The sequence below is a fragment of the Natrinema ejinorense genome (genome assembly GCF_002494345.1).
GTDB classification, from domain to species: domain Archaea; phylum Halobacteriota; class Halobacteria; order Halobacteriales; family Natrialbaceae; genus Natrinema; species Natrinema longum.
In genome coordinates, this window is sequence record NZ_NXNI01000001.1 from 411,637 (window position 1) to 432,898 (window position 21,262).

A 21,262-nucleotide genomic window follows, 5' to 3' on the forward strand; every position below is an offset into this window, starting at 1 on the left:
TTATAAATGACCTGGGAACGAGTGGACGGCCGTGACGTGGATAAGATAGAGGCAGCGTTTGCTACGTTTTTGAATAATTTGTCGCGAGAAACAGAATCTGATGGGGCTGCATCTGCCAAGTTCGAAGCCGATTTTGTGGACAGCAAGACGATCTCTGTGGAGACGTTTGAGGGAGAGGCGGTGAGGCTCGGCCCCGTACCATATGAACCCGGTGATAGGAGTGTTACCGTTGAGGTGTATATTCAGTTTGGGCTGACTGTACGGAAACGTCGGGCTGACGAGGGTCCCGAGTACCTTATCACCAAGTCGTCTACTGAGATGGTGTATCTACAGGTTACCGAGGATGACGGATCAGAATCTCGAGAACGCGTGCAAGGCCTGCATTTTGATTTTGATCTACATGCTGAGCAGGCGAACGGTGAGAATGGCGACCATGATGCGAACCATCCGGTGTTTCATGCACAGTATAATCCAAATTGTATTGATACAGTTGCATTTGAGCATTGGGAACCGCCAGCGCATGAGCAAACGTACCCCGACTATCCCCGAATTCCCTGTGCACCATTCGATGTCGTTGCTGTCGGCTATATGGTTCTCAATGACCATCTCCCCGAACAGGTCATTGCGAACCAGGGTTGGCCGAGCGACGAGTTCCTTGCCGACAACTTGCCTCAGTTCCCCGAAGAAGCATTCAACAGTCCAATGCCTGGGAGATTACATTCCGAAGCGTGGTATGTACATCACTGTACACCGACCGACGGCCGGCCCCTTGTTGACCCGAACAATCATCGGCGCGTCTAAGAAAGTCTCTGGAGAGGTCCGGGAATTGTTGAAGTAGTCATCTTATCACAATATCCACACCTCATTGAGTCTGTGTCCGAGATTTCCTCCAAAGTCGGATAGCGACCCCGTTCAATACAGAGCCTGTACTTATTTTATGGCAAGAATTGCGAAGCAGTTAGCCAGGATAGTATAAACAGGATTGTCGCCGTCCATTTGTTGATGCGAACGCCAAGGGTATCTCCCATTATTTTTCTTGTATACGGCGATCCGATGATACCCCCAAGTAGCAGCAGTACGCCGACCGCAATATTACTTGATATCAAATGTAAGACTCCGAGCAACAGCGCGATTCCACCGAAGAGATATGCTACTCCTTTCAGTAGTAGACCGCCCAGCTCAGGGTTTTCATCATCTTCAGGTGTGCTTGCAGTATCACCTTCTACTACTGCTTGTGCGTCGTCAATAATCCCGCTCAAATCATTCACTACAAAGAGTTCGCTCTGGCCATTTTTGCGCTTAATGCACAGACGGTCTCGTAACCCACCTCCTCTTAAAGTATCTTGCAATCCATTGCTGAACTTTTCTTCCACACCTACGCTCTCAATATCTTCTACTGGAATGCGCAGATCACTCCTGCTAGTTAGTTCATCTATTTTATTCGGTGAGAATTTGATTGCTTCAGGTGTGATTGTGAGTCTACCACCAATAGCCCGGTCTTCGGACTGCGTGTAGTTCGCATTAATTTCTCTCACTATTGTTCCCTCATTGCTCATTTTCACCCTGCTTCAAACTCTCACTACTTAGTATTGATTCTGTAAACCATATTATGGGTGTTTGTCAATAATTTCGCACACGTGGGTAACACCACTTTCGAAACCAAACTTGGTGAAATCATCGTCCGAGAGATCTTCCAAAGTCGGACAAGAGGTGTCCGTGAATCCACTCCTCGAGGACATCTTGAACCGAGAGACGGCTAGTACGTGCGCCCTCTGTCCGACCCTTCATGTTCTGTAGACTCAAAACTGGAGATCGAGGACACTCGAATCCAGTTCAGTACAGTGGTAGCTCAGCTCGACTCCTTGATTTCGCTAACAATCTCGTCACTGAGACGGTGACTTTCGACAAGATCGGTTTGGAGAAGCAACTCAACTAAATCAGCAGCTGCGAACAACCGAACCGGATAGGTGGTCGAGTTCTCTTTTTGGGCACTGTGAGTGAAGTGGGATGTAGTAAAAAACAATCCAATCTCACCGTCATCGATTCTAGAGGCCAATCTGCTGAGTTCTTTCCCAGAAATACTGCTGGCCGTATTTTTTGCCTGGGCCTTGAAATCGACTGTTGTTGCAGTTCCACTCAGATGAGTATCTGTGAGGAGATCGATACTGCCTGTGAGATCTACGCCCCTGTCACCGCTTGGGGGAGTCAACTCTACATTAGTGAATGTGGGTAGTTGTTCGAGAAGAAATCTGAGGAGATACTCGAGTTGGACTCCCTTATTCGGACCGTCGAGACGGTTCCGGATATCATCGAGCAGTTCTTTCTCGTGTCCGTCTGGGTATTGAGTCTCCTTTGCGCGGATGCTGTCTTTGTATATGGAGTACCGTTGTATCCGTCCGTCCGACACCCACTGATTCCAAGCGTCAGGCCCGCCGGTATCGACACCAGTCCGGGCTTTTCGATGAATCCATTCCAGACTAACGGCATCGGCATCGAGAATCGCAAGCTCGATTAGATAGTTGACAGCGGTTTCGCCCTCATCTTTGTGACGTTCGATTCGGAGATCAGTAATCACGCACACTCCACGGAAGGTGACTTCACCTGACTCTGGCTGTTCGAATAACAACACTGGTGGCGCGTCTGCACGCTTGCCCTGAGCGTAGGTTTCCGTATAGTCTGTTTTGACCCAGCCATTACCCTTGGGTGCGTCTGGATCGGGACGATGTTTTGCTTTAGCGTCGCCCCAGTAATGGGCAATCCCATCAGACATATTGATGACGTCTTCCCACGGGTTTTGAGTCTGAGAGGAACTGGAATCGGAGTAGAAGACTAAGAACTCGCGTTCACCGGTATTCGGGTTCTTAATCGAACGGATGCCACCTGAATTTCTTATTCCGGTGTCGATTGGTCCGTTCAGCCATGTCTGGAACTCATCAATCGCTGGATCCACCGAACTCCGGTATGTCTCATTAACGACGTACTTGTCGCCATAACTGGTCATAGAACATAGATTCTACTAGGGGTGTTTTGCTTTTATCACTCATCGACTGCTACTCGGTTGTCGACCCCACTACCCGAGTACTGTGTCCGCGAAGCCGGTCGTCACGGACATGCTGAAGACTACTGGAATGATGGGACAGCAAAAATTAAAATCAACCGTGTACGACTATCTGTGGCAAATGGTAGTTACTTACGAAGAAATCCGCGAGTACGTTAAGGAACAGCACGGGTTCCATGCGAAAAATTGTTGGATAGCAGATGTAAAAGAGGACTATGGGCTAACATCTGGACCGGCCTCTAATAGACAGAAGCCGAGAGCAAACCCGTGCCCATCGCATCGACGAGAAGCAATTGAAGATGCATTAAAAAGATTTGACATTATTTAGGTGCCCGAAGATTGGTTTCTCCTGTCCGAGAACCCACTCCTTGAGGACACTCGAGTCGAGATTAAGGCTGATTTTTGTACCGATAGCGCGGTTCCACATATTCTGTAGGGTCAAATACGCAGATCAAGGATACCACAGTCCGCTAAGTATAGGTCAAGCAGTTATCGCAGTAACTACTATTTCCAATATAATCTATGAATCTAGAATTGCTAGATTCTGTCCTCGAAAACGAGGGTATGTAGAATACTTATGGTTTCTGGTTGCTGACTCTCTTCCATGTCGTCTCATTCATCGGGATCGCGTAGGAGGTCTCTGTCTCAAGATGCCACTCTTCGGTAGGAACCTGTGCATCAAACTGTTTATTGATTTGAATTGTTTTGAGTTTCTTCTTCCAACCCAGCTGTGAGGTCAAGATAGGTAACGTCACAAGCGGACTTACGTCGATCTCAATATATCCCTCAAGATACGGTTCGTTATCACGAGTAGTATCGCGTATAGCGCGCCATGGTATCGGACAGTGGAAGTTCTGTCTGCGTTTACTGTGTGCTTCTATGTCGCGTAATTGAAAGCGTGAATCTTCTCTTGTATCTATGTGGTCGTGTTCGCCCAAGAACTCATATTTGACTTCCATACGGTCTATCACAAGATCAAAATATGTGTCATTCTGAATGTCCACACCGCAACTGAGTCGAAGCCGTTGTTCTTGGCGACCTGATCCCACTGAGAGAGACAAAATACGGAGGTTGTGGACATCCAGTTGGATACCATCATGAAGCCCAGTGAGAGATCTAATAAGATCGGTCGTCTTACGACCTACCAACCACAGAACGACGTAGACGAAGAGGACTATTCCTGCAAGTGGTCGAAGTAAGAATTGAATTGCTTCTTGGATACTGACCATGATTGGATTCCGTTTAGACTTGGCTGCTGGCTCTCTGTAGTGTCCCGTGTGTTAAATATATAAACATCTGTACTTACCGCGAGTTTTGTGTCCGAGAAGTTCCCTGAAGTCGGACAGGAGATAGTGAATAAGCGGTAAGTACAGGACGTACACGTCGCGATTGCTTGACCTGATATTTAAAAAGAAAGTAGTATAATAGATGAACTGTATCCCCAAATGTGAGGCAGTTGAACTGGAGATTTGATCACGGAAAGCCTGTAATCATTGCCACTCTCCTCTTCCTCGTCACAGTCATCGTTTATCTGGAAAGTGACCTCTTTACTGCGGATGAAGCAGTAGCATTTGGAACCTTGTTTTTAGCTCTTATTACCGCAATAACGGTCTACAACACTCAGAGGCAGACAGAGTATATGCGGAAGGAGGTGGAGTTCATGCGGCGACCTCGGTTGTCGTTGCATCATGAGACGATTGATGGGGGAGCCGGGCATCTCGTATTTGAGAATACGGGTCAAGTTCCAATCGAGGCTACTATCCGATTGTCGCTTGCCCCAGTAAGAGACACAGGTTCTGATGACCCTATTCTTGATGATGAAATACCGTATGAGGACTTACCCGATAGTATAAAAGTCTACAAAGGAGGGGCAGGGGACTGGCGCAAGCACACGGAGTTCTTAGAGCCTGGACAGAAAAAGAAGTATATTATCGGTATGCTCGGGCATGAAATAGCTGCTCGGGATGATGGCTACGAGTTGGAGGAGTTCCACTGGCTACGTGTAGATGGTGAGTTAACATCGAACCTCTACGAAGGTGATACGCGCCAACTGCAACGGTTGTATCACTACTCTATAGAGGACTCTGATGTGATTTTTTCATCGTACTCCTTCTCGGAAGCACAAAGTCGCTAAATCGTTCTACTGGCCCTACCAAAATTCGGTTCTTTATGAATCCCGTAAGTGAAAATATGTCTAATAAGCGTGTACACTTACCGCTTGGACCGTGTCCGAGAACTCCTCCGAAGTCGGACGAAATCGATGTCGATCTCCCCTCTGAACCACCGAAACAACTACCATCTCCCCTCGAAACTGGCCGGTTAGCGCGCATTCCGGACATGAATCTACAACAGCACGAGAAACGAGACGATATGAAGGTCTGGCTCAGTCAGCCCGAGGTCGACCAGTTCCTCGAGGCCGCCGCCGATACCCAACAGCGGATCGCATTCGCGCTCGGAGCTCGCTGTGGGCTCCGCTCGCACGAAGTGCTCGATGTCGCTCCAGACGATGTCGTCGACACCGACGCTGGGACGATGCTCCGAGTGTGGCACGGGAAAGGTGACAAGTTCCGCGAGACGCCAGTCCCGCGAGATCTCGCAACGACCATCGACACGATCGACGACTATCGCGACGCGGACGCGAGTTCACCGCTCGTCGAGATCTCGAGTACGCGCTCGCTGCGGCGCTGGGTTCGATCGGCAGCAGATGAGCTGCACGATGAAACCGGTGACGCCGGCTGGGACCATCTCGGGTTCCACGATCTCCGTCGGACCTGGGCAACTGCGCTCGCTTCGGCAGATGTTGATCCGCTCTTGGTGTGTGATTGGGGCGGGTGGAACGACCTCGAGACGTTCCTGGAACACTACCGTGGGACGTTCAGCCCGGAAGCCCAGCAGCGGGAACGTGGAAAGGTGAACTGGTTATGACTGATAATGAGAGAGGTTAGATCTGTCGCTGGGCGACGCTTTGAATTCTCAAGGTAGAATCAGACGGATCTACTAGAGATCAGAGGACAGATCTTTCTCATTCACATACTGATACTCAAATTGTGCCAACGCTAAATAAGCGGCAATCGGAGCCAGAAAACGACCAGAGCAACTGGTATATAATAACTTCTGGTCCAAATCACCCATTCACGTTTCAGTTGGAACCAGAAGGATACAAATGGTTGCTCGCTGCCGGATTGGGACACAAGAGCGATATTGATTGGGATGTGTTTGGGACACTTCGCTCGCTGGACTTGCTCTATACTCGCAATTCTCCGTATACCCCCGCGGATGCACCAATCCCAGATGATTTGTCGTTTGAAGAAATCCCCGACAAGGAAAGGATCCGGCTTGGTGAGGGTCTACTTGCCAAGTATAGCGCTGCCGACTTGAGTGCTCAGGAGGGGACACTCCAGTTTCTTCTCTCAATCGGTGATCTTAACTGGGAGCTCCAGCAACCAGTCTTGGAAACGATCCTCTCTGGAACGCCATTTGACGCCCTAGTTGTATCTGATTATCGTGAGGCACTTGATGTATACAGTGAACATCTTGACAGATCTTCTTCGGAGTACAATCCAGTTCTCTTGGCGCTGGTACTCAGTATTGCATACGATGCTATTGAACCGGTGGACGACGTAGAGATGATTAATGAAGGCGACCCAGTATGGACCTATGATGGCTGGATCGTTTGTGTAGGTACTGAGTTGATATTCTACGCAGTCAACGATGCAGTTACTGATGCGTTGCCAGACCTGCTTCATACTGAGATTACTGAGACCGCAGACTCGATAGACAATGTTGAACACTTCTATCCATTCTTTGAACAAGAATTTGCTGCCCTTTCCGAGTTCCAATTCATCATGCGTGCCCAAGATCAGAATCCATGGCTCGGAAGTATCATTGCTGACGGTCTGGAAGCCGGATATCGAAATAGTGTCTTGATTCTCCCTGGAGCCGATACGGAGACAAATTGCCCATTTGAAGCTAGCGATGAACCTGGCTTATGAATCGCCCGCTCCCTTGTGTCCTCCCCTAGTGTATTTTAATAGAATCACTTTCCACTAGCTTTAGTCATCACCGTGCAAGACTTACAATTCTATTCATCACATTTCTCTAATTTATTCTATTCCTGATTTGATTATAGCGTTCAGTTCGTTCCGTCAACATTGTTCAGCAAGGCTCGGCAGTACTGCACACAGCAGTGCGATGACTGGTATATTCTCTCAGCGAAGCACCTTGCTTGAGCCGGACAGCCCACCGATTGAACCGTACAACGAGACCCTGCGCATGAGTCGGGAGAAAATGGGAATGGTCGAAAGAAGCGTTCTATCAGCTCAGGTTGGTCGGGTTGCTGAAGTCGGAGACTGTTATCGTGCTCATGCGGAAAATCGCACATATGAAAAACTCTTGCTCATACTTGAAGACCCGAGGTGACGGTTCAATCCCCAGTGGAGGGTTTAATGATTGGCGAGTGACTTAGATGGTACAACGAGCGAATATGAACGAAACCGGTTTCTATGGCGACGACTGGTTAGGAATTGAGTGGAGCCCGTGGCTCTCCCTCGCTCGGGCGGACGGAGACTTAGGGACGATCTCGAGTGATCCGGGACTGTACCGAGTGCGTCATCAGGAACGGGATGGACTCGAGTACATCGGCGAAACTGGGCGGAGTACACGCGGGCGAGTAGGCTCGCTCGCTCGAGGAACGTACGCGGAAGAGATGCCGTATCGAGATCCCCATACAGCTGCACCGTGTCTATGGGCTGTCCATGACCGATACGGACCGGAGTTCGAGGTTTCATACGCGGTTCCGTCAGAGGCGAAAGACAAGCAGGAGCGGAAAGCGATCGAAGCCGCTTTGATCGCCGTTGCTCGCCGAGAGATGGGCGAAAGTCCGACAGCGAACTTCGGCCGGATAATCGACGGCTACAAGCAGTCGAGTTACAGTAAGGACGAGATCGTCGGTGGGCCGCTGTCGGAAGACGAGACTGAATCAAACACCGAGAATGGGCGCGGGCCAGTCCCTTGGGAGAACGTTAACGAAGTAACTGGCTCCAACTGGATGGGTCTCGAATGGTCCGAACCCTACTTCCTCAAGAATCGGCTCGCTGTAGATCCACCAGATAACGGGCTGTACCGTATCTGGTATGGATCAAACTCACCGCCACTCGCATACATTGGAGAGTCTAGCAATATTTCGTCACGGCTCTATAACCACGAAAAGACGTTTGGCGGCGATGCGCTCTTTTCCTACGTCAATCGGCCAGAACTTGATGCAGCTCATAAGCGTCAGGAGATCGAGACTGATCTAATAGGAGTACATTATCTGGAAAATGGAGAAGCTCCAATTGCTCAGTTTGGGTACGAGGAACAGCTTCAAGAAATCTAGCTCTTATTGTTCTTGATATTATATATATATATATATTATGGTACAGTATCAAATCGCTATCGAACTAATCTGTTCGAGTTCCCTCTTGGGAGTGCGTCTCCACAGTTTGATCATATTGGTCCTGTCGGGAATTTTTTGTCAATGGTCTTCCCACAACTTCTTTAATTTCCTGCATCTAGTCCCCAAAATATCCATGGCGTGTATAAAAATAGAGAACCCAAATATAATCATGGCTGGATAGGTAAATTCTTCTAATAATATAATTGAATTGTTTATTAGAGTGGGTAGACTTTCTATAACATTATTTGCTTCTTCCAACTGTTGTAGTGTATATCTCCTCTTCAACCATGCCCGGATATTTGGAAATAGATAGTGGGATATACTTGACACCAAGAAAACAGAAATCAATTTCTGCAACAATTGATCCGCTATTACAGGAGACAGACGATTTTTGATAAAGTCATATCCCTCATAAAGTGCCATCAGTAGTAGGGTTATCACGAAAAAACTCCAAATGATAGAAACTTCTTGCGGATCCTTAATTACGATTCTAGATAAAGAGTATAGCAGGAATAGGAACGATATTAAGAACAAGGTTATAAGAGCGTTATTAAGGCGAAAGATCTCCTCTGGGTTTATTATATCAGATAGTGATTTCATTATCCCTAAAGCAACTAATCCTGTTATCAAAAGGGAAGAAACAAGACCTAGTTGAATATAGGATTCATCAACTGTTTCTGAGGGTAAACGGGATATGTAAACAGAAAGTGCAGCGAAAACACCCATGACTGTAAATAAATCACTGTTCTCGCTTATAAATGATCGAAACCGTATATCCTCTCGGTTCCTTTGATGAGGATTATCGTCAGCCTTAGACTTCATCTTTAATAGAACGAGTGTAGTTCTATTTGAAATACATATCCTTACTTGTCCCGAGTACTGGTTTTATTATCTGACAATAGATTGTCTACATATGATTGCTAACGCTCGAGCCCTCCGCCCGTCCCACATCCCGAGTGATCTCTACCACCGGGATGCGAAGATCAGGCAGTTGGCTGACGCCCTCGAGCCGATCGCAGATGGGGATACCGGCGAGAACACACTCATTTTCGGCCCGAGCGGGACAGGGAAAACAACGCTCGCTCGCTTCGTCGTGCGCGAGTTCGAGCGGGAGACGCTCGACCTCCGCTGGGGCTATCACAACTGCATCTCCGGCTCGTCGAAGTCCGAAGTTCTATTCGGCATCATGCGCGACGCCGGTCTCGGAGCGGATCTTCGGAAAACCGGTTCGCCGACGAGTTCGTTTCTCGATCGGCTCCGCGAGAGTGACAGGCGCGTCGTCGTGATCATCGACGAGGTCGATGTCCTCGAGGATGACACGACACTCCAGGCGCTCTACGAGATTCCGAACGTGACAATTGTCGCGATTACGATCGACGAAGACGATCTCTTCGCACATCTCGACAGTCGAGTTCAAAGTCGATTCCGCAGCGCCGAGACGATCCACCTCGAGCGGTTCACGCACAACCAGCTTGTCGACATCCTCCAAGCTCGCATCCGCGCGGGGCTTCGACCGGGGACGATCTCGAGCGACGCGATCGACTACATCGCCGATGTCGCTGCAGGAGACGCACGTGAGGCGATCGGCATTCTCCGGAGTGGTGCGCGGGCCGTCTCGAAGGATGACGATCTCTCCAAGATCACGGTCGAAGTCGTCGACGACAACCGGACGGCGGCTCGCGAGGAGATCCACCTCGAGCGGGTCGAAGATCTCGGAACGCACAAGCGTCTGCTGTACGATATCATCGAAGCTGCGGGCGAAGTGCCTGGGACGGAACTCCACGGGACCTACGAGCAGCGCTCTCAGAACCCGAAAGCTAAATCGACTCGGCGGAAGTATCTCAAGAACCTCGAGGAGAAGTATGGTCTGATCGAATCGAACGGCAACGGTCGAGCGAAGGTCTACGCTGTCCCCGGCTTCTGAATTTCCCGCTCGTTCGGCTTTGTTGAAAACATCACTAAATGACAGTTTCGACACCCTCAGCGGCAAGTACAGGAGAAGACGTTACCAAAGCGGTGATCTATAACTTTGATATCTGACATAAGCAGTATGGTTAATATAGAGAATGAATGCAGTAAACCGATGCCGTTTCTTCCAAATAATCTGTGCAAAATCAACAGATCAATAGAGTTGCGAAACCATTTTTTGCCGAGGAGGGTTTCCTCGCTCCCTCGACGGATGCTCCGGTGCTATCTCTGGCCTACACTAACTACTAACAGGCCAGAATGTGGCAAACATTTAGTACTTCAACAAAACCATCATTCTTTAATTGATGGGTGGTAATATCGATCTAAGAAGAATGGCTTCTCTCAGACAACCTTCTATCTCAAGTTTACGGTTATTGAGTTCCTTTGTAATCGGATTCGGTACTCTCATTCTAATTGTCTCCCTTCTGCTGATCACGCTAAACCAGGTTTTCGCCGTCAATTGGCAGATTATTTTACTGTTTGTTGCTGCTTCCGCCATTCTTGTATTAGGAATACTCTGGTACGGAGGTATTTTCATATCTCCTTGGTCACTACGATTAAGAACGGTATACAGGAAATACAGACATTTTGGGGCTTTATCTCTACTTAGTGTAATTAAATCCCGTAGACGTCGAAGTATGGAATTTATGAAAGGTATTTTATTGGTTATCACAGTGCTCATCGCAGGGATCTTCATCGGCTTCATTCACTCATCTCTTTCAGAAGAGGTTCCATTCAATATCTCTGGTAGTGTACTCGGAACTACATGGCAGGTACACGCAGTTATCATCGGATTCAGCTTCGTTGCTCTAACTTTCGTCTGGGAAGAGATCTACGGCAACTCACTTAACAATGAACTCACAAGATTATTTGTAGAAGATATCGGTTCTATCTGGACAGTCACCTTCGTCTTCGGCGCTAACCTAGTAATCGGAGCTATCGCCTTCACACACTCTTCAGTTGAAACCGCAGAGTTCCTACCAATCTACACTACTGCAGTACTATTCACGGCATCAATATTGACTGTGGCAAAACGGTTCTTAGACGCATTGGATCTCTTGTTCTACACCGATTTAGATGGAAAAGTCAAGAACTTTGCAAAGGAAGATTTAGAGAAAGAGATCATAAGCACCTCTTCGACTCCAAACCAGGTTCTCGCGGAGTCTGTACCCGGATTTGATCAAGTCTCGATGCGTCTCCCCAATTTCGGCTTAGAGAGGATCATTGTTTCCTCAAAAGATATCGATAAGAGAGGGACTGTGTCCGACATCAACTTGCGGAGGATGTACAAAATCTCAGAGATCGTTAATCAGGATGCCACGGCCAGTATCGATCAAAATCCAACTATAGATATGACACTGGCTGAAGATACCACTGTGATCTCTCTGGACGGCGATCTATCCAAAGAGCAACTTGAACAGATTGAAAGACAACTACGCCGGGGAATCCGGACACGAGGTGGGAACTGATGCCGAACTATGAAGACTACCTCGAACACTTCTTCGAGAAAGCAGAGACCTCTATCCGAGAAGGAAAAGGTCAGGAACTCACCGATAACCTCTCTCACCTCGCAGAATTGATCCAAAAATTGATTGACAAGGAGACGGTTTTAGAAGGACAATTCAGGGCGGACTATAGATTCTGCAAACGTCGATACATCCGACTATATAACAACATCCTTGACAATGGTGCTGATGAAGACCTGAGAGAAACCGTCATTAACTCAATCTCAGCCGAGGCCAATTACGCCCGGCAAGCAAACGATCGAGACGCCTTTGATCAACTGCTTAACGCTCTTACCAGTTGCTACGTAAGCTCATACCCTAAACCAGGGTTTGACGACGCAATCGAGCAGTTTTTTGAGAGATACAACACCCTCCAATATGGAATAGCGCAGAACTTCCAGGATGCCGACAATGTAGAACAATTAGCAAAGAGTAGAGAGATCATCGAAACTCTCCTTGAATACTACCGTGAGATTTGGCGGTACTCTGTTGAATACGAATGTAAGGACTCAATCAAGAGGCTGCATAACAATCTGACCGACGTACGAGCCTTCGAAAGATTTCGATACTCACATACAGGCGTCCCCTCAGATGGAAACGCTCAGGATATCCTGGCTGTAAAGCAAAAGCTCGCTAACACATTCCGGAAGTGTATTCAAATCCAGAAATTTGCTGCATATTCTTGGGCATATAAACTCTACGCAGAAGACGTTTACTCCGACAAAAACTTCATTCAAACCCTATACCGGGATTACGCGGAGAAGAATTTCTCATCCATCAAATCCCTATCAGAGACCTATTTCGAGATCGGATCCGTCTTAGACCAAGACCCTTACTGGGAAAACTGGGAGACCAGCAGACAGCTCCAAAATGCAGTCGGTCCTATTATGACTTCTATGGGAACCAATACATGGGTTCCAAAATTCTACCTAGCCTTCTCACTCTACCTATTTGATGAAAATACTCAGGACCGCTTTTCAAATTCTACACCCGAAGAAGTGCCTATTCCAGCCGGAAGACAATACCGTAGAGATCTCAATAGCCTCCACGACAAGGTGCAGGAATTTAAAGACGACTACCTGCTGGACTTTCTTTTAGATAGCCATGTAGATCTCGATAAGCGGGTAGAGATCCTCTCTAAAACCTTTGATCAAGCACACTCACACGCAGAAAAGCAGGCAATAATGCGGGTACGTAACCATCAAATTGAACCAGAGTATCTCGACTCTTGGGAAGAGCAAATAAACGATCAGTTCGATAGTTCCTCCCTGTTGAGACAGGGACTCAAAGAAGCCGGCTTACTTCGCGAGAAGCCTTTTCCTCCGAATATTGATGGAATTAGGGTGTCAGCAATCTATCCACCAAAACGGATGTTTGTACCAGAGGAAGGGGTGAGTAAACCGATCACAACCACTTTTCGTGGAGTCTTCGATAGGTACAATGAATACGTTTTGAGGAGGCTGACCTTAGAAGAACATAACGTCGACAGTATTGATGAGTTGCTCAACGAAATAGAGGATCAAGTCCGAAAGCGAGATGCGTCAGTAATCCTCCTGCAAACGGGCGAACATCGGAGAAGGCTTTTAGATGACGACAGGTTCGCACACGACGGAGATATCTCCCATTCCCACCACTCATTTTTGGATATACCCATCCTCACTGAACCCACAGACACCTACACCGCACTCCTGCTCTTAGAGAATGAAAGCCGGGGTGTAGAGTTCGTAGACGGGGACGGGCAAGCACTGGACGTAAAAGCCGCCCCCGGAGAAGAAACAGCTGTACTCGATATGTCGAACGAACCTCTAGAATCTATTCCATACAAGCAAGCGCCTCATGACTACGTAGAACTTGATATACGGCTTCGAGGATTCATACAGAGCAAGGAACTTGACGGGGTGCTTTTCCATCTAGATCCTGAAGCGCACGATTAGTGCTCATCAGATCTGTTGTACCCAGAAACGCCAGTCACACCTCAGAAATAATCACATACCAACGTGTGTACGCTGCGAAACCATTTTTGCCAGGAAGTTCCTCGCTCGCACGGTGGATTCCCCGGGCTATCTTATTAGCCCGCATCGAGTGATCCGGTTGCTTCAGTATGAACTCAGCCCTGTGCGAGATGCGCCCTCTATTCAGTACTGTTCGCCGGAAGTCATCTGAAATTGGCAGGTTCCTCAGTGGTCAATTCGCATCCCTCAGCGACCAACTGTTTTGTACAAGGACTTATTTGATGAGTAAGATTTCAATAGAACCGTTCGTTCCGTTCGCTTTCCGCTATCCACAGTAGAGCGTTTGTAGCGTCCGATATTATACGCAAGAGTCGATATTGGTGATTTTCCGTTCGTCTCCGCCCTTCACTTATCGCAAACTGTGACCTTCTCTCGCTCATGTCCATTCGACAACTCGACTCGAATGCAGATGAGCCCCGGTTGCAGACCGATCTCGAGGATGGGCGGACCGTCGATGTCGAGATTACGGGCTCGCCGAGCAACAAGAAGCGGATCGACGTGTGCGTCGAAGGTGGCCCGCGCTGGGTCTTTGCCGTGGAGGATCGAACTGCCGGCCTGATCGAACTCCACGGCGAAGGGTACACCGACGAGATCCCGACCTGGCTCGAGCCGATGCTGCAGCGGATCGGACTGGAGGGGATCGAGGCGTGAGCGTTGCGTCTTCGTCATTCGGGGTAGGTCTCCCGGTCGATCTGCCGCTGCAGCTCGCAGAGGCGGAGTCCGTGCGTGGAGATGATCTCGGACGCGAGGTCGTTCGCCCTGTTCGCTCTGGCGGGGTCGGTGTCCTCGAGTCGGTAGGACTCGCGAAGCAGTGCGTCAGCGATCAACAGGTCGTCCTGCGGATGATCTGTCGAGAGCACACCGCTGTTGGCCGCGGCTTCCGGTTTAAATTCTCGGAGGGATCTACGACGGGTACGGTAAGCGTGGCTATTCTTCGAGGTGGTCGGGTGATATTTCCCCACGGAGATAGTCCCGACCTCGGTTCGTCAGTTGGTGGATCGAGCGATCTTCATCGTAATACTCGACGAGACCGTGATCACGGAGTTCCATCAGATGGCTACGAACGGTACTCCTTGACCAGTCTGTATTCTCCGCTATCAAACCGGGCGTTAGCACCAATTCACGATCAGCGCCCTCGTTTTCTAACAACTCCAGGATGTCTCTATCAGCAGGAGTCATCCATTCTGCTAACTTCGGGCGCATTACCCCGCCCAAGGGACGATTCTGTTTTTACTATTTTCATACCCATCTGTATTAGCACAGTACTCGGCCAAATAGGAACAGAATTGTGCATAACAGTTAAGTATCAATGCACAAGATTGTGCTTCACGAGAGTTTCACGTGGACCCGACTGTCCGTTGGGTCCGTACGAAAATTGCGGGCCGGTGCTGGTGACACCGGGTCCGCGCGGCTCTCGTAGTTACAGTACGAAAGCCATGTCCGACAACGAAACGCGGGGTATTGAAAGCCCCGACACGACAGCACTGACTTCGAAACCGATCAGCAACCCGACCGAAGGGTTTGACGTTCGCTTCGATCCGACGTACGGCGCGCCGCGGAAAATCGCGTTCGAACCGGCTGGATGCGGCGATTGGTTGCGCATCGACTACGAGTGGACCGGCTGCACCTGGCGCGAGCGCGGCTTCGAGCGTTGTGATCGCGTCGGCTTCGAGGTCGCCGACCAGATCCCGCCGACGGTCACCCGCGTCGTCCTCGCGGAACTGTTCTCGACGGCGCTGTCCGGATCCGGTGTCTCCGATCTGGACGTGTTGAACGCGCTCGCACGCGAGGCGTTCGACGACGAGACCGTCGCCGAGGCGAAGCATCGTGTCCGCCGGAACCGAGGTGAGGCCTGATGCCGTGTTCGTACTGCGGCGTCGGTGGCCACGAGATCGATATCTGTCCCGAGCGCCTCGAGGACAAGTTCGGAAACTCAGCTGAGGATGACGAGGGGAACGATCGCGAGATGCTGTGCGATGGCGACGGCAGAGAACTGGTCATCCTCGGCTGTCCAGAGTGTACCTACGAGACGGTCACCAGCCCACACGTCCAGTCGATCACGAACTGTCCCGACTGTCACGTCGGCCTCGAGATCGACCGCGAGCGCATTCCCCACGAGTGTCCCGAAACGCCGGACGTGAATCACGTGATCGTCCGCAATGGGCGGCGGTGTCCGTTCTGTAAGAGCGAGCAGCGGCCGGTCGCGGCCGACGGTGGGACGGACTCGAGTGGTACTGTCCTTTGCTGGGATCACGAGGACTGTCCACGCGACGAGTGTGACGGCGAACTCCAGCAGCAAGATCAGTATAACGTGATGTGCCTAACTTGTGAGAGGGTCTGGGGTCATTTGAAAGACGACCTCCATCACGCTCTCGTCGATGAGAACGCTGAGATCGTCACCAGAAAACCACAGCCGGACGATGATCACGAAGATGTCTGCTGTGATGGCGGCATAGTCTGGGGAGACCTCTCCGGGTTCCAGCGCGACTGCCTCGAGGAGATCCAGCGGCTCGATCGCGACGGCGAGACCTCCTACGGGCTCGCAATCAAGCACCGACTCGAGACACAGTACGACGAGGTGACCCACGGGCGACTCTATTCGAACCTGGACGACCTCGCAGATCGTGGCCTTGTCGAGAAGTCCGAACTCGATCGGCGAACGAACGAGTACACGTTGACCGACGAAGGACGCGCACTGTTGATCCAGCGTGTCGAACGGCTCGCGGATGCGTGTGAAATGGCGGTCGCGACCGCTGACGGAAGGGAGGTCGGTCGCGAATGAACTGGATCAGCGAGCCCGAGACGGTCTGGTGTCCTGAGTGCCAGCGCCGGCGGATCTCCTGTGCCCATCTCGGCGGTGATCAGTGATGATCCCTGACTGGCCGGCAGCGACCAAGCGGACGCCGCCAAGCGAACGCAAGTCGAAGAGTCGGTTCAGTGCGACCCTCGGCTCGACGACGAAAGAGCTCGCCCAGGAGATGGATCGACTCGATCCCGACGACTGGCGGGCGGCGATCGGAAACCAGCATACGAAGTCGAGCGGCCTCCCGCGCCACAACGCGAATCCGGACGATCCGGGGTTTGTTCTCCGGTGGTCGAAGGACGGCGAACAATTCGCTGTGGCCTGTGACGATTACGAACAGCTTCGCGACAACGTTCGGGAAGTCCTCAAGTGGGTCCACGAAACGCGGCTTCGGTCGGATCGTCCGGTCAAAACAGCGGATGCGGAGTTCGCTGCCGCTCGTCTTCCGAGCGCGGACGGCGCGGTCGTGGCAGAAGAACCACCGCACGAGGTTCTCGACATCGCACCTGACGCTGACGACGATGTCGTCGAAGCCGCGGCTCGAGCGAAGAAGAAAGAGTATCATCCCGACTCGGGTGGCAGCACTGAGCAGTTTCAACGCGTCGTCGAAGCAGAAGAGGCGATGCTCGATGAGTAGCCACGCTTCGCTCGGTCAGAGAACGGCGAACCCGGTCGTCCGGACATCCCGCGAGTTCGTCTGTGACACCTGCAAGTCGCGGTGCACTCGCGGGAATAGCGGTGTCGAATATGGGCATAAGATCGGCTGTCCCGAGCGGCCCGATCACCTCCCCAAGAGTGGCTCGGGAAAAACGTACTACGACAGTGATTCCGATGAATGACGATACCTTCGCGCTCGAGCGACAGGCAGAGGCCCTCGAGGCGATCGCTACGGAGCTTCGCTACCAGAATGCTGTGTTCTGTGAACTGCTTGAGTCGATGGATGATCTCGCCGCGCGGGTGGATGATCACCACCACGCGGAGCACGAGCCACGCAATCGGTCCGGCCGCGCACTCCAGAGGGATATTCAGGACCGGCTGTTCGAACGCGATCGCGTCGACGACGAGCATCCCCAGTTCCGGTGGGGCAGTCCCGAAAACTGGCAGGATGGTGATCGCGATGAGTGACCGTTGCTCGATCGCTCGCGAGCACGTCCTGGGCGCGACGGTGTGGGCCTACGGCGGCGGCGCGGTGAACGTCCGGCCTTGGACGACGCGAGACCACTTCTCGCGGTTCTGGAGGATTGTCCAATGAGTGATGACGATCGCATCGACGATCTCGTCGACGAGATCGGGCGGCTGTCCGACCAGATCGATGACGAGGAAGATCTCGAGCCGACCGATCCTCGAGAGGCGTTCGACCTTTGGATGCAGCAACTCGATCGCGCCGACTCGACGTTGCAGACCTACGAGTACCGACTCGAGTCGTTCCTCGAGTTCTGCGACGAGAACGTGACGACGCTCGACGAACTCTCCTCGAGAATGATCAAGGAATTCGAAGCCGAGCGCCGCGCGGAAGGACTCCAAAAGCAGACGATCAACAACCAGTTTGGGACGCTCAAGCAGTTCTTGAATTACTGTGAAGATATTGAGGCGGTCAGCGAGGACGTCGTCGTGGCGTTGGACGTTCCGGATTTGACGAAAGAGGATCGCGTCAACACGGAGAAGCTGGTCGCCGAGCGTGCCCAGACGATCCTCGAGAAGATGGGGCGGTTCCAGTACGCCTCGCGCGAGCACGTGTTGTTCCTCCTGCTTTGGCGGACCACCGCGCGGATTGGGACGATCTACGCGCTCGACCTCGAGGATGTCTACCTGGACGACGATGATCGTGATCGCTTGCGCGTGTACCTAAGGGAAGGTGGATTCTCAGCTGATGTCGTTGACGAGATTCTCGAGGGAGCAGCGCTCCCGTTCATCTTCCCTCGGAATCGGCCCGAGACGGGAACACGACTGAAGAACGGCGATCTCGGTGAGCGAGTGGTCAACGTCGCTGACTGGGTGGGCGAAACGATCCAGGACTACATCGATGTCAACCGCCCTGACCGGACCGACGAGCATGGTCGGAAGCCGCTGCTGACATCGCGAAAGGGCGATGGTCGGCTCTCGAAGTCCTCGATGCGGAACTGGATCTACATCTACACGCAGCCCTGTGAGTTCGGCGGTGAGTGTCCGCATGATAGGGACCCAGAGACGTGCGAGGCTCGCGAGCACGGTCACGGTTCGAAGTGTCCGAGTTCGAGAAGTCCCCACAAGCTCCGGACCGGGTCGATCACATGGCACCGCGACCAGGGCTGGCCGATCTCCGATCTCTCGGACAAGGCCAACGCTGGCGAGGAACTTATCAGAAGCGTCTACGACCAGCCCGAGAAGTTGGTCCGCGGTGCTGGGAGACGGAAGCATCTCGAAAAACTCGACAACGGAAGGGGTTCAGAATGATAATCAAACAGATAAGAAATCAATCGAACGCAACGCAGTACAGCACAATGTGTATGGTCGGCTTGCCGAGAGAACCTCGGCGGTCCCACTCGAAATTATCTACGTGTTCAACTCCTAGCGGCTCGTACCCTCGAGACGGCCGAAAATCCAATTCTCGGTTTCGTATATTACGACGTAGTCGACAGACCGCATGGTGGTGGTTGGCGTGGCGGTCGTGCCCTGGCCGTCAGTCGACAACTCGAGGTGCGAACACTGTGGGGATCACGTCACCGATCGGTTCCGCCGTGTCTTCGGTGACGACGATCTGACCGACCGCTGTGGTGATGCCGGCTCGCGTAGACCAGCACGCGACGGTCTCCCTCGACCGTGTCGGCGGGGTCGGTATACGGGGATTGTAGGTGCATGCGAGCGCACGCTCTGCGACTAGTGGGTCGGTATCACGCAGAAGGAGAGAACGGAGTTGAACGATCAAATTCGTCCGGCTTTGAGAGATGGTGGTGAAATCGCTCGACGGGACGGCTTCAAGAGGGTGCTGTAGTGCTTCCAGGGGGCGCTGTTTATCATTTCTGAAAGCCTTTGTTCCGAGAACGAATCCTGACTATCAGGTATGTTTATATATGTCCGGTATCGCGACTCTGTTAGCATCGGTAAGGTGTGGTCGAGAAAGCGGGGACGTGGTGGATTCCTAACCCCCTGTCCGCAGTCCTCGGTTTGACGAGGACGCTGATAAGCTTTCTCACCGTTCACGCACCGGTGTGTGAGAACACATGGATTTGAAAGAATATCGCGCGAAGCTGATTGGTGGAAACGACGAACGAGCAGTATCGCCAGTGATTGGAGTGATACTGATGGTTGCGATTACAGTGATTTTGGCTGCTGTGATCGCTGCATTCGTGCTCGACCTCGGCGGGAGTGTCGGGCAGGAAGCTCAGGCCGGTGTGTCGATGGAAGTCGACAGTGCTGCTAATGAAGTGCAAGTGGAAGTCACATCTCTTGGGAACTCAGATCACGTGAACCTCACGTCGAGTGATTGGAATACTGGTTCCGGTGCACCGAGTTCTGCAGAATATATGAAAGTCGGCGATGCTGTCACCTATGCGTATAATGGTGGTAGTGGCGATATCGCTGAAACTGGCCAAATGTCTGCTGTTGCTGTCATCAACGAGAGCGAGACAGAAACACAGGTTGGCAGCGAAGAGTGGGACTTCAGCTAAGATCATATCGGAATAAATATATGGACTTTAAAAAATATAGAAGTCGTCTGATTGGGGACGACCGACAACGTGCAGTCTCACCCGTTATCGGAGTGATACTGATGGTTGCGATTACGGTCATTCTCGCTGCTGTTATTGCAGCCTTCGTACTTGACCTTGGCGGGAGTGTGGGTCAGGAAGCACAGGCTGGTGTGTCGATAGAAGTCGACGACAAGGCACAAGAAGTGCAGGTCGAGATCACGTCACTTGGAAACTCCGATCATGTGAACCTGTCGGGTGCTGCTACTGAAAGTAATTTAGACACCCATCCAGATACAGGTGATTCAGCAAGCGATCAAGTTGACGATCTAAAAGAGTTGAAAGTTGGGGACACAGTTACAATTGGAGATGGTAGCGAGGGTGCCGATGTGCACTTTGCTGCCGCTAGTTCCGGTGCTTCTGACACAGAAATTAGCGGGACAGTAACCGCTATTGCTGTCATCGAAGAGGACGATACGCAGACACAAGTCGCAAGTGAAGACTTCGACTTCGACTACAGCTAATACTGTAGTTCGCTTTTCACATTTTTCGGCGAGTGCTCAGATACCGAATAGAGATCTATTCAGTCTACCGAGTCTCTTAGCCGCTTTCGGAACAGTCGGAATCCGTCCCCTCCGAAATTATAGCCCGGTCAACCGAACAGTCAGATATGACTACTAATTGTGAAGTTCTCCAAACCGACATCCGGCCCGATCGGGAGGTGGTCACGCAACGTGATGTTGAGACCGACCATCTCACGTCGGTCCGTGCCGACGGATGACCTGGCCGCCGCGATCGAGCGAGCCGTCGACGGGCC

At 51.3% G+C, this 21,262-nt stretch carries 24 protein-coding genes; 19 read left to right on the forward strand and 5 right to left on the reverse strand.

All coding sequences use genetic code 11. The annotated features are described in order from the left end of the window. Positions 1-6 precede the first annotated feature (6 nt). Positions 7-801 carry a hypothetical protein gene (locus CP557_RS22025; protein ID WP_143825013.1) on the forward strand — a complete coding sequence of 265 codons (795 nt, stop codon included), beginning with the start codon at positions 7-9 and terminating at the stop codon, positions 799-801. A gap of 134 nt (positions 802-935) precedes the next feature. Here CP557_RS22025 and CP557_RS22030 read toward each other — a convergent pair whose 3' ends face one another. Next, entirely contained in the window at positions 936-1,556 is a 621-nt protein-coding gene (locus CP557_RS22030) for a hypothetical protein (RefSeq protein ID WP_143825014.1), read from the reverse strand. A 293-nt stretch (positions 1,557-1,849) separates the two neighbouring features. Next, positions 1,850-3,001, reverse strand: a complete 1,152-nt coding sequence (locus CP557_RS02215) for a restriction endonuclease (RefSeq protein ID WP_097378401.1) — start codon at positions 2,999-3,001, stop codon at positions 1,850-1,852. 109 nt (positions 3,002-3,110) lie between these two features. On the opposite strand from CP557_RS02215, the gene CP557_RS22035 reads away from it, so the two are divergent. From CP557_RS22035 to CP557_RS02240, 6 genes are all read left to right on the forward strand, one after another. Continuing rightward, complete coding sequence (locus CP557_RS22035; protein ID WP_143825015.1) at positions 3,111-3,386, forward strand: hypothetical protein; 276 nt, start codon at positions 3,111-3,113, stop codon at positions 3,384-3,386. A 1,119-nt stretch (positions 3,387-4,505) separates the two neighbouring features. Continuing rightward, positions 4,506-5,192: a hypothetical protein gene (locus CP557_RS02220; RefSeq protein ID WP_097378402.1), complete on the forward strand. Its 687-nt coding sequence runs from the start codon at positions 4,506-4,508 to the stop codon at positions 5,190-5,192. Positions 5,193-5,395: 203 nt separating this feature from the next. Beyond that, the gene (locus CP557_RS02225; protein ID WP_097378403.1) at positions 5,396-5,983 is read left to right on the forward strand and encodes a tyrosine-type recombinase/integrase; all 588 of its coding nucleotides are present in this window, start codon (positions 5,396-5,398) and stop codon (positions 5,981-5,983) included. 122 nt (positions 5,984-6,105) lie between these two features. Continuing rightward, entirely contained in the window at positions 6,106-7,050 is a 945-nt protein-coding gene (locus CP557_RS02230) for a hypothetical protein (RefSeq protein WP_143825016.1), read from the forward strand. A gap of 159 nt (positions 7,051-7,209) precedes the next feature. After that, positions 7,210-7,287: a hypothetical protein gene (locus CP557_RS23445; RefSeq protein WP_394340605.1), complete on the forward strand. Its 78-nt coding sequence runs from the start codon at positions 7,210-7,212 to the stop codon at positions 7,285-7,287. Between the two features lie 476 nt (positions 7,288-7,763). Then, positions 7,764-8,432 carry a GIY-YIG nuclease family protein gene (locus CP557_RS02240; RefSeq protein ID WP_245852865.1) on the forward strand — a complete coding sequence of 223 codons (669 nt, stop codon included), beginning with the start codon at positions 7,764-7,766 and terminating at the stop codon, positions 8,430-8,432. Positions 8,433-8,570: 138 nt separating this feature from the next. On the opposite strand, the gene CP557_RS22040 is transcribed toward CP557_RS02240, so the two are convergent. Further along, on the reverse strand, positions 8,571-9,314 hold the full coding sequence (locus CP557_RS22040; RefSeq protein WP_143825017.1) for a hypothetical protein: 744 nt from the start codon (positions 9,312-9,314) through the stop codon (positions 8,571-8,573). 91 nt (positions 9,315-9,405) lie between these two features. On the opposite strand from CP557_RS22040, the gene CP557_RS02245 reads away from it, so the two are divergent. The 4 genes from CP557_RS02245 (at position 9,406) to CP557_RS02260 (ending at position 14,628) form a co-directional block, all read left to right on the forward strand. Further along, the gene (locus CP557_RS02245; RefSeq protein ID WP_097378406.1) at positions 9,406-10,416 is read left to right on the forward strand and encodes a Cdc6/Cdc18 family protein; all 1,011 of its coding nucleotides are present in this window, start codon (positions 9,406-9,408) and stop codon (positions 10,414-10,416) included. A gap of 718 nt (positions 10,417-11,134) precedes the next feature. Further along, a complete protein-coding gene (locus CP557_RS02250; protein ID WP_211290163.1) occupies positions 11,135-11,929 on the forward strand; it encodes a hypothetical protein in 795 nt (264 codons plus the stop codon). Beyond that, on the forward strand, positions 11,929-13,899 hold the full coding sequence (locus CP557_RS02255) for a hypothetical protein (protein ID WP_097378408.1): 1,971 nt from the start codon (positions 11,929-11,931) through the stop codon (positions 13,897-13,899). The genes CP557_RS02250 and CP557_RS02255 overlap by 1 nt, the downstream gene beginning before the upstream one ends. Before the next feature lie 456 nt (positions 13,900-14,355). Then, positions 14,356-14,628, forward strand: a complete 273-nt coding sequence (locus CP557_RS02260) for a hypothetical protein (RefSeq protein WP_245852866.1) — start codon at positions 14,356-14,358, stop codon at positions 14,626-14,628. 14 nt (positions 14,629-14,642) lie between these two features. Here CP557_RS02260 and CP557_RS02265 read toward each other — a convergent pair whose 3' ends face one another. Further along, positions 14,643-14,837 (reverse strand): hypothetical protein, encoded by a 195-nt coding sequence (locus tag CP557_RS02265; protein ID WP_097378410.1) that lies wholly within the window; start codon positions 14,835-14,837, stop codon positions 14,643-14,645. A gap of 67 nt (positions 14,838-14,904) precedes the next feature. Then, positions 14,905-15,180 carry a winged helix-turn-helix domain-containing protein gene (locus CP557_RS02270; RefSeq protein ID WP_342746464.1) on the reverse strand — a complete coding sequence of 92 codons (276 nt, stop codon included), beginning with the start codon at positions 15,178-15,180 and terminating at the stop codon, positions 14,905-14,907. A 233-nt stretch (positions 15,181-15,413) separates the two neighbouring features. On the opposite strand from CP557_RS02270, the gene CP557_RS02275 reads away from it, so the two are divergent. The 8 genes from CP557_RS02275 (at position 15,414) to CP557_RS02310 (ending at position 20,969) form a co-directional block, all read left to right on the forward strand. Next, complete coding sequence (locus tag CP557_RS02275; protein ID WP_097378412.1) at positions 15,414-15,833, forward strand: hypothetical protein; 420 nt, start codon at positions 15,414-15,416, stop codon at positions 15,831-15,833. After that, the gene (locus CP557_RS22870) at positions 15,833-16,759 is read left to right on the forward strand and encodes a PadR family transcriptional regulator (protein WP_245852867.1); all 927 of its coding nucleotides are present in this window, start codon (positions 15,833-15,835) and stop codon (positions 16,757-16,759) included. Before CP557_RS02275 ends, CP557_RS22870 begins: the two co-directional genes overlap by 1 nt. 85 nt (positions 16,760-16,844) lie before the next feature. Next, a complete protein-coding gene (locus CP557_RS02285) occupies positions 16,845-17,417 on the forward strand; it encodes a J domain-containing protein (RefSeq protein ID WP_211290164.1) in 573 nt (190 codons plus the stop codon). Between the two features lie 194 nt (positions 17,418-17,611). Further along, positions 17,612-17,905 carry a hypothetical protein gene (locus tag CP557_RS02290; RefSeq protein WP_097378414.1) on the forward strand — a complete coding sequence of 98 codons (294 nt, stop codon included), beginning with the start codon at positions 17,612-17,614 and terminating at the stop codon, positions 17,903-17,905. Between the two features lie 123 nt (positions 17,906-18,028). Then, a complete protein-coding gene (locus CP557_RS02295) occupies positions 18,029-19,213 on the forward strand; it encodes a tyrosine-type recombinase/integrase (protein WP_097378415.1) in 1,185 nt (394 codons plus the stop codon). 196 nt (positions 19,214-19,409) lie between these two features. Next, on the forward strand, positions 19,410-19,640 hold the full coding sequence (locus tag CP557_RS23450) for a DUF7563 family protein (RefSeq protein WP_394340606.1): 231 nt from the start codon (positions 19,410-19,412) through the stop codon (positions 19,638-19,640). A gap of 340 nt (positions 19,641-19,980) precedes the next feature. Further along, positions 19,981-20,427, forward strand: coding sequence for a type IV pilin (locus tag CP557_RS02305; RefSeq protein ID WP_097378417.1), 447 nt, complete (start codon positions 19,981-19,983; stop codon positions 20,425-20,427). Between the two features lie 20 nt (positions 20,428-20,447). Then, complete coding sequence (locus CP557_RS02310; RefSeq protein ID WP_097378418.1) at positions 20,448-20,969, forward strand: type IV pilin; 522 nt, start codon at positions 20,448-20,450, stop codon at positions 20,967-20,969. The last annotated feature ends 293 nt before the right edge of the window (positions 20,970-21,262 follow it).